12 protein-coding genes are annotated in these 13543 nt (G+C 70.1%); 6 read left to right on the top strand and 6 right to left on the bottom strand.

All coding sequences use genetic code 11. The annotated features are described in order from the left end of the window. Positions 1-22: 22 nt before the first annotated feature. The 3 genes from JYA75_RS05625 to JYA75_RS05635 all read right to left on the bottom strand — a co-directional run bounded on the left by JYA75_RS05625 (position 23) and on the right by JYA75_RS05635 (position 3497). Positions 23-1465: a sugar porter family MFS transporter gene (locus tag JYA75_RS05625; RefSeq protein WP_006944106.1), complete on the bottom strand. Its 1443-nt coding sequence runs from the start codon at positions 1463-1465 to the stop codon at positions 23-25. 213 nt (positions 1466-1678) lie between these two features. Then, positions 1679-2845 (bottom strand): ROK family transcriptional regulator, encoded by a 1167-nt coding sequence (locus JYA75_RS05630; protein ID WP_168580387.1) that lies wholly within the window; start codon positions 2843-2845, stop codon positions 1679-1681. A 22-nt stretch (positions 2846-2867) separates the two neighbouring features. Then, positions 2868-3497: a GntR family transcriptional regulator gene (locus JYA75_RS05635; RefSeq protein ID WP_050036112.1), complete on the bottom strand. Its 630-nt coding sequence runs from the start codon at positions 3495-3497 to the stop codon at positions 2868-2870. A gap of 190 nt (positions 3498-3687) precedes the next feature. Between JYA75_RS05635 and JYA75_RS05640 the strand changes: the two genes are divergently transcribed. From JYA75_RS05640 to JYA75_RS05660, 5 genes are read left to right on the top strand one after another with little or no spacing between them, the layout of a single operon-like run. Next, on the top strand, positions 3688-4527 hold the full coding sequence (locus JYA75_RS05640; protein ID WP_203329775.1) for an ABC transporter permease subunit: 840 nt from the start codon (positions 3688-3690) through the stop codon (positions 4525-4527). Further along, positions 4524-5273: an ABC transporter ATP-binding protein gene (locus JYA75_RS05645; RefSeq protein ID WP_168580386.1), complete on the top strand. Its 750-nt coding sequence runs from the start codon at positions 4524-4526 to the stop codon at positions 5271-5273. The genes JYA75_RS05640 and JYA75_RS05645 overlap by 4 nt, the downstream gene beginning before the upstream one ends. A 31-nt stretch (positions 5274-5304) precedes the next feature. Continuing rightward, complete coding sequence (locus tag JYA75_RS05650; RefSeq protein WP_161994657.1) at positions 5305-6390, top strand: NrtA/SsuA/CpmA family ABC transporter substrate-binding protein; 1086 nt, start codon at positions 5305-5307, stop codon at positions 6388-6390. Positions 6391-6424: 34 nt separating this feature from the next. After that, on the top strand, positions 6425-7762 hold the full coding sequence (locus JYA75_RS05655; protein ID WP_203330151.1) for an LLM class flavin-dependent oxidoreductase: 1338 nt from the start codon (positions 6425-6427) through the stop codon (positions 7760-7762). Further along, a complete protein-coding gene (locus tag JYA75_RS05660; protein ID WP_239010536.1) occupies positions 7759-8235 on the top strand; it encodes an OsmC family protein in 477 nt (158 codons plus the stop codon). Before JYA75_RS05655 ends, JYA75_RS05660 begins: the two co-directional genes overlap by 4 nt. A gap of 22 nt (positions 8236-8257) precedes the next feature. Here JYA75_RS05660 and eda read toward each other — a convergent pair whose 3' ends face one another. Genes eda through zwf form a run of 3 tightly spaced genes read right to left on the bottom strand, consistent with a single transcriptional unit; the run spans position 8258 to position 12185 of the window. Beyond that, on the bottom strand, positions 8258-8881 hold the full coding sequence (gene eda, locus JYA75_RS05665; RefSeq protein ID WP_006944104.1) for a bifunctional 4-hydroxy-2-oxoglutarate aldolase/2-dehydro-3-deoxy-phosphogluconate aldolase: 624 nt from the start codon (positions 8879-8881) through the stop codon (positions 8258-8260). A gap of 11 nt (positions 8882-8892) precedes the next feature. Then, positions 8893-10725 carry a phosphogluconate dehydratase gene (gene edd / locus JYA75_RS05670; RefSeq protein WP_072636583.1) on the bottom strand — a complete coding sequence of 611 codons (1833 nt, stop codon included), beginning with the start codon at positions 10723-10725 and terminating at the stop codon, positions 8893-8895. Beyond that, positions 10722-12185 (bottom strand): glucose-6-phosphate dehydrogenase, encoded by a 1464-nt coding sequence (zwf, locus tag JYA75_RS05675; RefSeq protein WP_072636582.1) that lies wholly within the window; start codon positions 12183-12185, stop codon positions 10722-10724. The genes edd and zwf overlap by 4 nt, the downstream gene beginning before the upstream one ends. Positions 12186-12353: 168 nt before the next feature. Between zwf and JYA75_RS05680 the strand changes: the two genes are divergently transcribed. After that, positions 12354-13538, top strand: coding sequence for an ROK family protein (locus JYA75_RS05680; protein ID WP_043799978.1), 1185 nt, complete (start codon positions 12354-12356; stop codon positions 13536-13538). Positions 13539-13543: the final 5 nt, after the last annotated feature.

Here is a 13543-nt window from a genome sequence, read left to right on the forward strand (position 1 = left end):
CTGTTACCGGGGTGCCCGGGATTCAGGCGGCGTCCATGTCCTCGAGCTCGCGGCCCTTGGTCTCCTTGACCCAGCGCAGGACGAACAGCAGCGACAGCACCGCGCACACGGCGTAGAAGCCGTACGACAGCCCCAGCGACAGTTCCTTCATGGCGGGGAAGCTCACGGTGATGACCCAGTTGGCCGCCCACTGCGCGCCGGCGGCGAGCGACAGTGCCGCCGCGCGGATCCGGTTGGGGAAGGCCTCGCCGAGCAGGACCCACACGACCGGTCCCCACGACATGCCGAACGCGACGACGAACAGGTTCGCGGCGATCAGCGCGATCGGTCCCTGCAGTCCGGTCAGGTGCGGGGTGGTCACACCGTCGACGACGGTGGTGGAGGCGGTGGCGAAGACGACGGCCATCGTGGTGAGGGTGACGGCCATGCCGGCCGAGCCGATGATCAGCAGGGGCCGGCGTCCGATGCGGTCGACGAACGCGATGGCCACGAGGGTGGTGGCGATGTTGACCACGGACGTGACGACGGTGATGACGAGGGAGCTGTTCTCGTCGAATCCCACTGCCTGCCAGAGGATGCTGGAGTAGTAGAAGATCACGTTGATGCCGACGAACTGCTGGAACACCGACAGCCCGATGCCGATCCACACGATGGGCAGCAGGCCCAGCGCGGGTCCCCTCAGGTCGCGCAGCGACGGGGTGCGCTCGTGGCCGAGGGTGGCGCGGATCGATTCGATGCGCAGGTCGATGCCCTGCTCGCCGAGCAGCGTGCCGAGGATGCCGCGGGCCTCCCCGATGCGGCCCTTCGCGACGAGATAGCGCGGGGACTCCGGGATGGTGAGCGTCAGGAATCCGTACACGAGGGCGGGAACGGTCATGGACAGGAACATCCAGCGCCACGCCTCGAGCCCGAACCACAGTTCCTCGCGGGAGCCACCCGCGAGGGCGGCGAGGGCGTAGTCGACGAGCAGGGCGGCGAAGATGCCGACGACGATCGCGAGCTGCTGCAGCGATCCCAGGCGACCGCGTACCCGGGCGGGGGAGATCTCGGCGATGTAGGCGGGGGCGATGACGGAGGCGAGTCCGACGCCGACACCGCCGACGATGCGGAACAGGACGAGAGTTTCGACGTTGAAGGCGAATCCGGTGCCCAGCGCGCTGACCAGGAACATCGCGGCGGCGACCTGCATGGTGGTGAGCCGGCCGTAGCGGTCCGCGATGCGGCCGGCGAGGACGGCGCCGCCGGCCGCGCCGAGCAGGGCCGAGGCGACCGCGAAGCCGAGGACGGCGGACGAGACGGCGAACCGGGATTCGATGGCCGACACGGCACCGTTGATGACGGCGCTGTCGAAGCCGAACAACAGGCCGCCGAGCGCGGCGATGGCGGCGATGCGGACCGGCACCGGGGCGCCGGCGGTGTCCGGTCCGGTGTCGGGGACGGTCGGGAGCGCGACGTGGTTGCTCATGGGACTCCTCGTGGGCGGCGGGACCCGGCCGCGGCGGTCCCGTTCCGGGAGGCGAGTGGCGGCGGTCACGCGAACTGTGTGCTGGACCACAGTAGGACGAAGCGGCGTCAGTCGTCAAGAAATGAATGAAAAAAGCGTCTTGAGACGCTACTTATGTTCGAATTTGAACCTAGTTCTGGACGTGAGTCGGCGCCGAAGCCTCGAAGATGATCTTCAGCGGGGGCTGGCCGCGCGCAGTCCCAGGGCGACCGCCCCGAGTACCTGGGCCCGGGCGCCGAGCGCCGCCGTCCGTACCTGCACGGTGCGCGCGGCGCTGGGCACCGCGTACCGCTCGATCGCGCGACGCAGGGGCTCGAGCAGCAGCTCTCCCGCCAGGGCGAGTTCGCCGCCGATCAGGAGGAGCTGCGGATTGAGCAGGTTGCACAGGCTCGCCGCCGCGACCCCGACGTGGCGGCCGGTGTCCGCGAGCACCCGGGCACACCCGGCGTCGCCGGCCTCGGCGAGTGCCACCACGTCCGCGATCGTCAGGCCGGGCCCCCGGCTCGGCTCGAGCAGCCCGATCACCACGTGCGAGGCCACCATCGTCTCGAGGCAGCCGCGGTTGCCGCACCGGCACACCTGGCCGAACTCGTCGAGGGAGGTGTGGCCGATCTCGCCGGCCGTGCCGGCGCGGCCCCGGTACAGCCGCCCGTCCAGCACCAGTCCGGCGCCGACGCCGTCGGACAGCTTGATGTAGGCCAGGTCGTCCACGCCGCACCCGGCACCCCAGATGTGCTCGGCCAGCGCACCGAGATTGGCGTCGTTGTCGACGTGGACGGGAAGCGCGAGCCGCTCGGCGGCCAGTGCGGCCGGGTCGACGCCCACCCAGCCCGGCAGGATCGACGGCCCGCCGATCCGGTGCGTGGCGGACTCGACCGGCGCGGGCAGGCCCATGCCGACGGCCGCGACGGCGTCGCGTCCGCACCCGAGTTCGACGAGGGCGTCGTCGAGAAGCGCCCCGGCCCTTGTTATCCCGTCCTCGGCGCGATGTCCGCTCGCCAGCTCGACCCGCTTCTCGGCGAGGATCTCGTGCGACAGGTCGGCGACGGCGACGGTGAGATGCCGGTGCCCGAAATCGATTCCGACGGCCAGGCCCGCCGACCGGGTGAGCTTCACGGCCCGCCCCCGCTGGCCCGGGCGCTCGGCCGCGGCCACCTCCACCAGGCCGCTGGTGGTCAGTTCCCGCACCAGATTCGACACCGTGGCCGGGGCCAGACCGGTGCGCCGGGCGATCTCCGCCTGGGTGAGTTCGCCACCGGACTGCAGAACCCTTACCACCCGTTGCTGATTGGCTGTACGCAGCGACGACTGCGAGCCGGGGTGGTCGTTCTCCTCACGCATCTGCCCAGCGTACCGCCCGGTGCTACCGCTTCGATTCGACCATCTCGGCGATTCGCAGGTCGCGGGTCCTCGTCTGGTGGACAACCATCAACTCGCTCGCGCGCTCCCCGTCTCCGTCGACCACGGCGCGGTAGATCTCCTCGTGCTCGGCTTCGATCAGATCGAGATTGGCGGTGGATCGGGACGCGGTCCCGTCGTAGACATGGAGGCGGGCGTCGAGCAGTTCCATCAACTCGGAGATGGTGGGGTTGTGCGCCGCGACCCGCAGCGCGATGTGCCACTCGGCATGCGCCCGCAGACGTTCGTCGGGAACCCCGGTCCGTGCCGACTCGAGTGCCCGCCGCAACATCGCGAGGTCGAACTCGGTGCGTCGGAGTGCCGCGGAACGCGCCACGACGGATTCGAGTGCGATGCGTGCTTCGCAGATGTCGAGAATCTCCTCCGGCGACCGCTCGCGGATGACGAAGCCGCGCGACACCTTCGTCACGAGGCCTTCGAGTTCCAGCCGGATGAGCGCCTCCCTGATCGGTGTCCGGGACACCCCGAGTTCCTCACCCACTGTGGCCGGAACCAGGAGCGCGCCCGGGGCGTAGCGGCCGGAGATGATGCGTGTGCGCAGTTCGCTGTAGGGACCCGGGCCTGCAGATGTCACCGGCTTCCTTCCTGTCGGGGCGGTTCGTGTCGAGGGATTCGTCAAGCCGTATCACGCTCGTGGGCGCGTGTACAGAGTTTGAATCCATGTGTATACAACTGACGACATGTGCGTGCACGTCTGGATAGCGTGACCGGCGTCCGACCGATCGAGGAGTGCCGCATGATCCGTTCCATCCCGACTTCGACTCATGAGTGAGGCAATCGCACCCGAGTCTGCGAGCGTGCAGGGCGGCGAGCGAACCGCCGGGATTCGACGGGTGCTGCCGTGGGCGTTGCTGCTGCCCTGGGCAGTTCCGCTGCTGGTTCTGCTGAGCTGGCAGTGGGCCTCCACCGAAGGAGTCGTCCCAGCCTCCGTCCTGCCGCCGCCGACCGACGTCCTCGACACCGCGCGTTCGCTGTGGTCCACGGGCGAGTTGCAGTCGCACATCGCAGTCAGCCTCCGGCGCATCGTCATCGGCTTCGTCATCGGCGCGACCATAGGTCTCGTCCTGGGTTTCGCCGTCGGTCTCTCCCGCATCGCGGAAGGGATATTCGACCGCACCCTGCAGATGGTGCGCGCACTCCCGCATCTGGCGTTGGTGCCCCTGCTCATCGCCGCGTTCGGGATCGGCGAACTGCCCAAGATCGTTCTCGTGATCCTCGGCGTCGTCTTCCCGGTGTACCTGAACACCGTCAACGGAATCCGCACGGTCGACGCAAAGCTGATCCAGCTCGGCCGCTCCTACGGCCTGACCCACTGGGGCATCATCCGCGAGATCGTGGTGCCCGGGGCCATGCCGGTCGTCCTCAACGGCATCCGATACGCGTTGGGCGTCGCCTGGCTCACCCTCGTCATCGCCGAAACCATCGCGACCCGCGAAGGAATCGGGTATCTCGCCCAGAACGGCCGGGAAATGCTCCGCAACGATCGCATCGTCCTTGCCATCGTTCTCTACGCGGTTGCCGGTCTGCTCGCCGACCAGATCGTCCGCCTGATCGAGGCACGCGTCCTGCGCTGGAATGCCAACTACCGAAGGGAGAACCGGTGAAGACGGTCGCAGACGACCTCGTCGGCCTGTGCCTGCGCGGCATCGGACAGCGGTACCGCGACCACTGGGTACTGAGGAATATCGACCTGGACGTCGCCCCGGGCGAGTTCGTCTCGATCCTGGGCCCGAGCGGGGTCGGCAAGTCCACGCTGCTCCGCATCCTCGCCGGTCTCGAAGTGCCCGCAGCCGGCACCGTCGAACCGACCGGAGGTGTGCCCGCCGGCGGCCACACCTCGCGGATGATGTTCCAGGAGGATCGGCTGCTGCCCTGGAAGTCGGTCCTGGGCAACGTCACTCTGGGCACCCGTGGAGCGCGTGCTCGTGCGGCCGAACTCCTCGGGCAGGTCGGACTCACGGGTCGGGAGAAGAACTGGCCGGCCGAACTGTCCGGCGGCCAGCGCCAGCGCGTCGCGCTCGCGCGGGCCCTGCTCCACCGGCCGGAGGTTCTGCTCCTCGACGAGCCGTTCGGGGCTCTCGACGCCGTCACCCGCGTCACGATGCACCAGCTGCTCGAACGTCTGCTCGTGGAGCACCCGCGCACGGTCCTGCTCGTCACGCACGACGTGGAGGAGGCGCTCGTGCTGTCCGATCGCGTCCTGCTGCTCACTCCCTCCGGCATCACGCGCGACCTGCGCGTTCCCCAGGAGCGGCCGCGGCATCGCGGCGACGCGCAGCTCGCCGCCTGGAAGGAGGAGCTGCTCGCCGGACTCCTCGACGCCGAGCGTGCCGTCCATCCCGACCACTGATATCAGCTCGATCCGAGAGAGGTTGTCCCCTATGAATTCCCGCTCGCCACTTCCCGGATTCGGCCGCCGGCGATTCCTCGAGGCCGCGGGCCTCGGAGCGCTCGCGGTCACCGGCATCGGAGCGCTGGCCGCCTGCGGCACGAAGGACTCGTCGGGTGCCGCGAAGGCACTCACCGAAGTGCGCTACGCACTGATCGGCGACGGCAAGGCCGAACCCGGCACCGTCCTGTCCCACAACCTCGGAGGCTTCGACCTGGCCTCGGATCTCGGCGTGCCGGTGACCTATCCGTCCGGCTTCCCTGCATCGCTGCCGGTGATGGAGGCCATCAAGGCCGGTAGCGTCGACTTCTCGTTCGCCACGGCCACCGCCGTCATCTACGCGATCGGCGGCAACGTCCCGGTCGTGCCGCTCGTGTCCTATCCGCTTCCCTCCAACGAGGTCGACATCCTCGTCCCCAAGGGATCCGACATCAAGAGCGCCGCCGACCTGCGCGGCCGTCGCATCGCCGACCACCAGGGCACGACGGGCACCTACAGCCTGGTCAAGTACCTCGACTCCGCCGGGCTGACAATCGACGACGTGGACTACGTCAATCTCACTGCCGCCGATGCGGAAGCCGCCTTCGCCCAGGGGAAGGTCGACGCGTGGATCAACTGGCAGCCCACCATCGAGCTGGCCCGGCGCAAGCACAACGCGGCAACCCTGCCCGGAGTGAAGACGTACGACTACGCGTTCTTCGTCGCAAGCGAGGATTTCGCCTTCGATCATCCGGAGGTCGCCGCGACACTTGCCCGCAACGTGCGCGACGCCCAGCGCTGGGTCGAGGCGAATCCGGAGACGGCGGTCGACGAGTTCACGGCGCTCGGCGGGTTCGGTGACTCGACGCTCGAGCGGGACGTCTACCTCGATCTGGTGAAAGCCCGGCGATTGTCCTACTCCGGGGCGGGGCAGTTCACCGCCGTCGACGAAGGAGCGATCGCCGGCACTCAGGATCTCGCCGACAACTTCCACCGGCTCGGCGTGTACCCCGAGCCCGTCGATGTGCAGACCTGGTTGTCCGACAGCAGGTTCGACTCCGTTCGTGCCGCCGTCGCCGCTGAACTCGCCCAGGCCTGACCGTTCACCTCAGGAGACTCTCGTGACCGCACAGATGCACCTCGCTGCCTTCGTCACCGCCGGACCCGGACGACCGGGCGGGTGGCGCCACCCCGGCTCGGTGCCGGGATGGCTCGACGCCGACTACTACCAGAACATCGCGCGCACCCTCGAGCACGGCCGCTTCGACCTCGCCTTCTTCCCGGACATCCTGTCCGTCCCGGACCGGTTCGGAGGGAGCACCGATTCCCAGCTCCGCTACGGTGCTCTCGGCTCCCTTCGTATGGATCCGCTGCCGATCATCGCGTCGATGGCCGCCGCGACCCGGCATCTCGGACTCGCCGCGACCGTGTCCACCACGTACGCGCAGCCGTTCAACCTCGCCCGCACCTTCGCGACCCTCGACCACCTGACCTCCGGCCGCGTCGCGTGGAACATCGTCACGTCGTTCCAGGAATCGGAGGCCCGCAACTTCGACCTCGACGAGCAGTTCGACCGAGCCACCCGATACGAGCGTGCCGACGAATTCCTGCAGGTCACCGGCAAGCTGTGGGACAGCTGGGACGACGATGCGCTGGTCCTGGACCCGGACGGGCCGCTCTTCGCCGAGCCGGCCAAGGTGCATCGCATCGATCACCAGGGCCGGTTCTTCTCGGTGCAGGGACCGCTCAACGTGCCGCGCCCGCCCCAGGGGTACCCCGTACTCATCCAGGCCGGAGCCTCCGCGAAGGGCAAGGATTTCGCCGCCCGCTGGTCGGACGTGATCTTCTGCAGTCACGCATCGAAGGAGTCGGCGCAGGCGTTCTACACGGAAATCAAGGAGCGGGCAGCGAAGTACGGCCGGGATCCGGAGTCCGTCAAGATCCTGCCCTCGATCACGCCGGTCGTCGGCCCCACGTCGGCCCGTGCGAAGGAACTGGCCGAGGAGATGTTCGAACTCGTGCCACCGATCGGTGGATTGTCCACCCTTGCATACCATCTCGATGTCGACCTGTCGACGTTCCCGCTCGACGAACGGCTGCCGGAGGTGGAGGTGCCAGGAGTGGAGGGGCACTACAACGAGGTTCGCGAGATCACCGAGCGCGAGGGCCTCACCCTGCGTCAACTCGGCAAGCAGTACGGCGGGCGTTACGAGGGCGGGTTCATCGGGACCGCGGCCGAGGTCGCTGACGGCCTGCAGGAGTGGTTCGAGGACGGTGCCGCAGACGGATTCACGCTGCAGGCACCCCACCAGCCCGGCGGATTCGAGACGTTCGCCCGTGAGGTGGTGCCCCAGTTGCAGCGGCGTGGAATCCTCCGTACGGAGTACACGGGTGCCACGCTGCGGGAGAACCTCGGCCTGTCCCGTCCCGGGCACGGCGAGTGGGCCGAGCGCGCCGGAGTGCGCCTGTGAATGCCGGGCAATTCGCACACCATCCGGACGCGGTGGACGCGGCGCCGATCGCCGATGCAGTGGCCGTCGGCGCCTCGGCCGGCGCCCCGGGCAGGTTCGTGCTCAGCGCTCGCGGCAACCACTTCGTCAGCGATTCGAGGCTTGCCGACGGTGAGGCCGTTCATGCCGGGGAACTGCTGCTGTCCGCGCTCGCCTCCTGCGCCCTCGCGAACATCGAGCACAATGCCGCCTCGGACGGACTCGAACTCGATGCACTCACCGCCCGCGCGTCCCACGTGCGGGGAACGGACGATCCGACCGTCTACGACCGGACGCTGCTCGAGCTCGAAATCCACGGCCCCGGGGTCCGCGACGCGGAGGAACTGGCCGCGAAATTCGTGGCCACCTGCCCGATCTACAACACGATCAGGCGCGGCAGTGGGGTGGAACTGCGCCTCAACGGACGAGGGCTCGCCCCCGTCGCGTCCGAGTAGGACGGGGGCGAGCCCGGTCCGCCTACGCCTCGGCCAGGCGTAGTTTCGTGGTCACCTGCGCGAGGCGGGTGATCCGGGCCCAGTCCCGGGTCTGCACCGCATCGGCGGGGGTGAGCCACGAGCCCCCCACGCAGCCGACGTTGGGCAGCGCGAGGTAGTCGGGGGCGGTTGCGACCGAGATCCCGCCGGTGGGGCAGAACCGGGCAGCGGGCACGGGGGAGTGGACGGCCGCGAGGAACCGGGTGCCCCCCGCGGCCTCCGCGGGAAAGAACTTCATCTCGCGGTAGCCGCGTTCGAGGAGCAGCAGCACCTCCGAGACGGTCGCGGCACCCGGCAGGTGCGGCAGTCCCGTGTCGGTCATGGCCTTCAGCAGCGACTCCGTCGCGCCCGGCGACACCAGGAAGCGCGCACCGGCCGCCGCGGCCTGCGCGGCCTGGCCGGGTTCGACGATCGTGCCGGCACCGACGGTGATCTCGGGAACCTCGGCGGCGATCCGCTCGATCGCCTCGAGGGCGCACGGGGTGCGCAGAGTCAGCTCGATCATCGGCACACCGCCGTCGACGAGGGCCCGGGCGATCGGGACCGCGTCCGCGGCATCGTCTATCACGACGACGGGAACGACGGGGGTCACGTCCAGCAGGCTCATCGGGGTCTCCTTCACGCGGGGTTGGGTTGGAAGACGCTGGCGCCGAGGGTGGCCGGGCCCACGGCGGCCCGCAGGCCCGCGAACAGTTCCCGGCCCGTGCCCGTCCAGGCGTCGTCGGTGGGGGCGTGGCCGGTCGCCACGCGGTCGGCGAGTGTGGCGTCGGACAGGTGCACGCACAGCGAGCCGGCGACGGCGTCGACGGTGATCAGGTCGCCGTCGCGGACGCGGGCGAGCGGGCCGCCGGCCGCGGCCTCGGGCGTGACGTGGATGGCGGCGGGAACCTTGCCGGACGCGCCCGACATCCGGCCGTCGGTCACCAGCGCGACCCGGCGCCCGCGGTCCTGCAGCACCCCCAGCGCGGGGGTGAGCTTGTGCAGCTCCGGCATTCCGTTCGCGCGCGGGCCCTGGTAACGCAGCACCGCCACGACGTCGCGGTCGAGTTCGCCCGCCTCGAAGGCCGTGAGGAAGTCGGCCTGGTCGTCGAACACCCGGGCCGGCGCGGTGACGATGTGGTGCTCCGGGGCGACCGCGGACACCTTGAGCACGGCCTCGCCGAGGTTGCCGTCGAGCACCTTGAGCCCGCCGTCCACGGCGAACGGGTCCACGACGCCGCGCAGCACGGTGCGGTCGAGGCTCTCGGACGGCCCGGTCTCCCACTGCAGCGTCCCGTCGCGCAGCCGCGGCTCCTGCGTGTACCGGTGCAGACCGGGGCCGGCGACGGTGGTGACGTCGTCGTGCAGCAGGCCCGCCGAGAGCAGTTCCGAGACGACGACACCGAGCCCGCCGGCGGCGTGGAAGTGGTTCACGTCGGCCGCGCCGTTGGGGTAGATCCGGGCGAGCAGCGGCACGACGGCCGACAGGTCCGCCAGGTCGCGCCACGTGAGCGTGATGCCCGCGGCCCGCGCGATCGCCACCAGGTGCATCGTGTGATTGGTGGAGCCGCCGGTGGCGAGCAGTGCGACGCAGCCGTTGACGACGGCCCGCTCGTCGACGACCTCCCCGACCGGGGTGAAGGCGGAGCCGAGCGCGGTGAGGCCGGTGACGCGGCGCGCGGCCTCGTCGGTGAGCGCGTCCCGCAGCTCGGTGCCCGGGTTGACGAAGCTCGCGCCGGGCAGGTGCAGGCCCATCACCTCCATCAGCAGCTGATTGGAGTTCGCGGTGCCGAAGAACGTGCACGTGCCGGCGCCGTGATAGGACGCGGCCTCGGCCTCGAGCAGGTCTTCGCGTCGGGCGCGGCCCTCCGCGTAGAGCTGCCGCACCCGGGCCTTCTCGCCGTTGGGCAGCCCCGACGTCATCGGCCCGGCCGGGACGAACACCGTCGGCAGGTGCCCGAAGCCCAGGGCGCCGATCAGCATGCCGGGGACGATCTTGTCGCAGACCCCGAGCATGAGCGCGCCGTCGAACATGTCGTGCGACAACGCGATAGCGGTGGACATCGCGATGACGTCGCGGCTGAACAGCGACAGCTGCATGCCGTCGCGGCCCTGGGTGATGCCGTCGCACATGGCCGGGACGCCGCCGGCGAACTGTGCGATGCCGCCCGCCTCGAGGACCGCGGCCTTCAGCCGCGCCGGGTACTCCTCGAAGGGCCGGTGCGCCGAGAGCATGTCGTTGTAGGACGAGACGATCGCGATGTTCGGCTTCACCAGCCCGCGCAGCGCGGACTTGTCGGCGGGCTCGGCCGCGGCGAATCCGTGGGCCAGGTTGGCGCACGCGAGGCGCCCGCGGGCGGGCCCCTTGTCGGCGGCGGCGCGCAGCCGCTCGAGGTAGGCGGCACGCTCGGCCCGGCTGCGCCGGACGATGCGGTCGGTGACCCGGGCGAGAACGGGATGGACGTGGCTCATGAGGAAGGTCCTTCGTACCAGGCGCGGCCGTCGCGCTCGATGAGGGTGATCGCGTCGGTGGGGCCGGACGTACCCGCCGGGTAGCGGCGCGGCACCCGGCCGGTGCGGTCCCAGGTCTGCAGGATCGGCTCGACCCATGCCCACGCGGTCTCGACCTCGTCGCGGCGCATGAACAGGGTCGGGTCACCCCGCACCACGTCCATCAGCAGCCGCTCGTACGCGTCGGGGGACGGACGGTCGAACGCGTCCACGTAGTTCAGATCCAGCGACACCGGACGCAGGCGGATCCCGCCGGGCCCGGGTTCCTTGGCGGTCATGTGCAGGCAGATGCCCTCGTCGGGCTGCAGCCGGATCACCAGGCGATTGGGTTCGGTGGCGCCCTCGGCCCGGGGGAACATCGGGTGCGGAACGTCCTTGAACTGCACCACGATCTCGGAACTGCGCTTCTCGAGACGCTTGCCGGTGCGCAGGTAGAACGGCACGCCGGCCCAGCGCCAGTTGCGCACCTCCGCGCGCACCGCGACGAAGGTCTCGGTGTGGCTGTCCGGGTTCTCCACCTCGTCGCGATACCCGGGCACGGCACCGCCGTCGACCAATCCGGGTCCGTATTGCCCGGTGACGGTGAATCTTTCGACGTCGTCGGGCGTCATCGGCCGCAGTGCCTGCAGCACCTTGAGTTTCTCGTCGCGCACGGTCTCGCGGTCGACGACCGTCGGCGGTTCCATCGCCACCAGGCACAGCACCTGCAGCAGGTGGTTCTGCAGCATGTCGCGCAGCGCCCCGGAGGTGTCGTAGTAGCCGCCGCGGGTGCCCACGCCGAGGGATTCGGAGACGGTGATCTGCACGTGGTCGATCCACGTCGAGTTCCACAGCGGCTCGAGCAGGGTGTTGGCGAACCGGGTGACCAGCAGGTTCTGGACACTCTCCTTGCCGAGGTAGTGGTCGATGCGGAAGATCTGCGACTCGTCGAACACCTCGCCGACCGCGTCGTTGATCGCGCGGGCGGACGCGAGGTCGCGGCCGATGGGCTTCTCGAGCACCACCCGCGACGTCGGCTCGACGAGTCCGTGCCGGGCGAGGTGATGGGAGATCGGCCCGAACAGCGAAGGGGCGCAAGCGAGGTAGAACACGCGCACGGAGTCCGGGGCCAGGACGTCGCGCAGGGCGGACCAGTCGTCTCCGCCTGCGAAGTCGACGCTCACGTAGTCGAGGCGGTCCAGGAACCGCGTGAGGGTGCCGGCATCCAGCAGGTGGGCGGGTACGAAGCGTGCGAGCTCGCCGCGGACCTTGTCGCGGTAGCCGTCGGTGTCGAGGCCGGCGCGCGCGGCGCCGACGATCCGGCTGCCGGGCGGCAACTGGCCGTCGTGATCGCGCAGGTAGAGGGCGGGCAGGAGCTTACGGACGGCGAGGTCGCCGGTGCCGCCGAAGACGACGACGGTACAGGGAGCGGCGGGTGACATGGCTTGTCCTCCCGAATGAGGGGGTGAGGGCTGTCACTGGCAACCGTAGAACATCTTCCGCACTGAAACAACAAACTTACGCATTTCTAAGAACAAAGTACGGTTCGACGCAGCACGCCGCGGCTGCACGAGGCGCTCTCGGGTGCGGTTCCTTGGTTCAATGGCGGTATGAGCCGATCCTCCAGCGCGCCCGCCACAGCGGGCGAGGTCTTCGCCCTCGTCCGCGCCGGCGCCGCGACCACCCGAAGCGAGATCGGGCACCACACCGGGCTCTCCCGCACCGCCGTCGCCGCCCGGGTCGCGGCACTCCAGGACCTCGGCCTCGTCGTCGAAACGGAGGAGGGGCCCTCCACCGGTGGGCGGCCACCGCTCACCCTCACCTTCGGGGCCGGCGCGGGCATCGTGCTCGTCGGCGCGATCGGCCGCAGCCGCACCCAGCTCGCCGTCTGCGATCTCGCCGGGGAACTGCTCCGGACCGAGGACCTCGAGCAGGAGATCGGGGCGAGCCCGGGCGAGCTGATGCCGAAGATCGCCGCGCACCTCGCCGACCTGCGCGACGCGCTCGGTCCCGGCGCGCCCCGCACCGTCGGCATCGGGGTGAGCCTGCCGGGCACGGTGGACACGGTCCGCGGCTGCAGCCTCGACTCGCCGATGATGGCCGGCTGGGACGGTGTCGAGCTGCAGCCCTTCCTCGCCGGCCTCGGTGCGGCGCCGGTGTTCGTCGACAACGACGCGAACGTCATGGTGCTCGCCGAAAGGCTCGGCGAACGACGGAAATTCGATGACATGCTCCTCATCAAGGCGTCCACGGGCCTCGGTGCGGGCATCGTGTCGGGCGGTGTGCTGCAGCGCGGCGCGGTGGGCGCGGCCGGCGAGATCGGGCACACCAAGACCGCCGCCGCGCAGGGCGTCCTGTGCCGCTGCGGCGACGTCGGCTGCGTCGAGGCGATCGCCGGGGGCTGGGCCCTGGTCCGCGACCTGCAGGAGCAGGGCCGGGACGTGACCCACATCCGCGACGTCGTAGCCCTCGCCGTCGGCGGGGATGCGGAGGCGCGCCGCATGATCCGGGACAGCGGCCGGCGGATCGGTGAGGTGATCGCCGGTGCCGTCAACCTCCTCGACCCGGCGGTGCTCGTCGTGGGTGGCGACATGGCCGAGGCCTACGACGTGTTCGTCGCCGGACTGCGCGAAACCCTCTATCGCGACGCGGTGTCCGTGGCCACCCGCGCCCTGCAGATCCTGCCCTGGTCGCACGGCGATCGCTCCGGGATGATCGGCTGCGCCTCCATGGCTCTCGACCAGGTGCTCAGCGTGCGCGCCGTGGACCGGATGGTGGCCGAGCGGGGCCGCTGATCCGG

Source organism: Rhodococcus sp. PSBB066, from assembly GCF_017068255.1.
Taxonomy (GTDB): Bacteria; Actinomycetota; Actinomycetes; order Mycobacteriales; family Mycobacteriaceae; genus Rhodococcus; species Rhodococcus aetherivorans.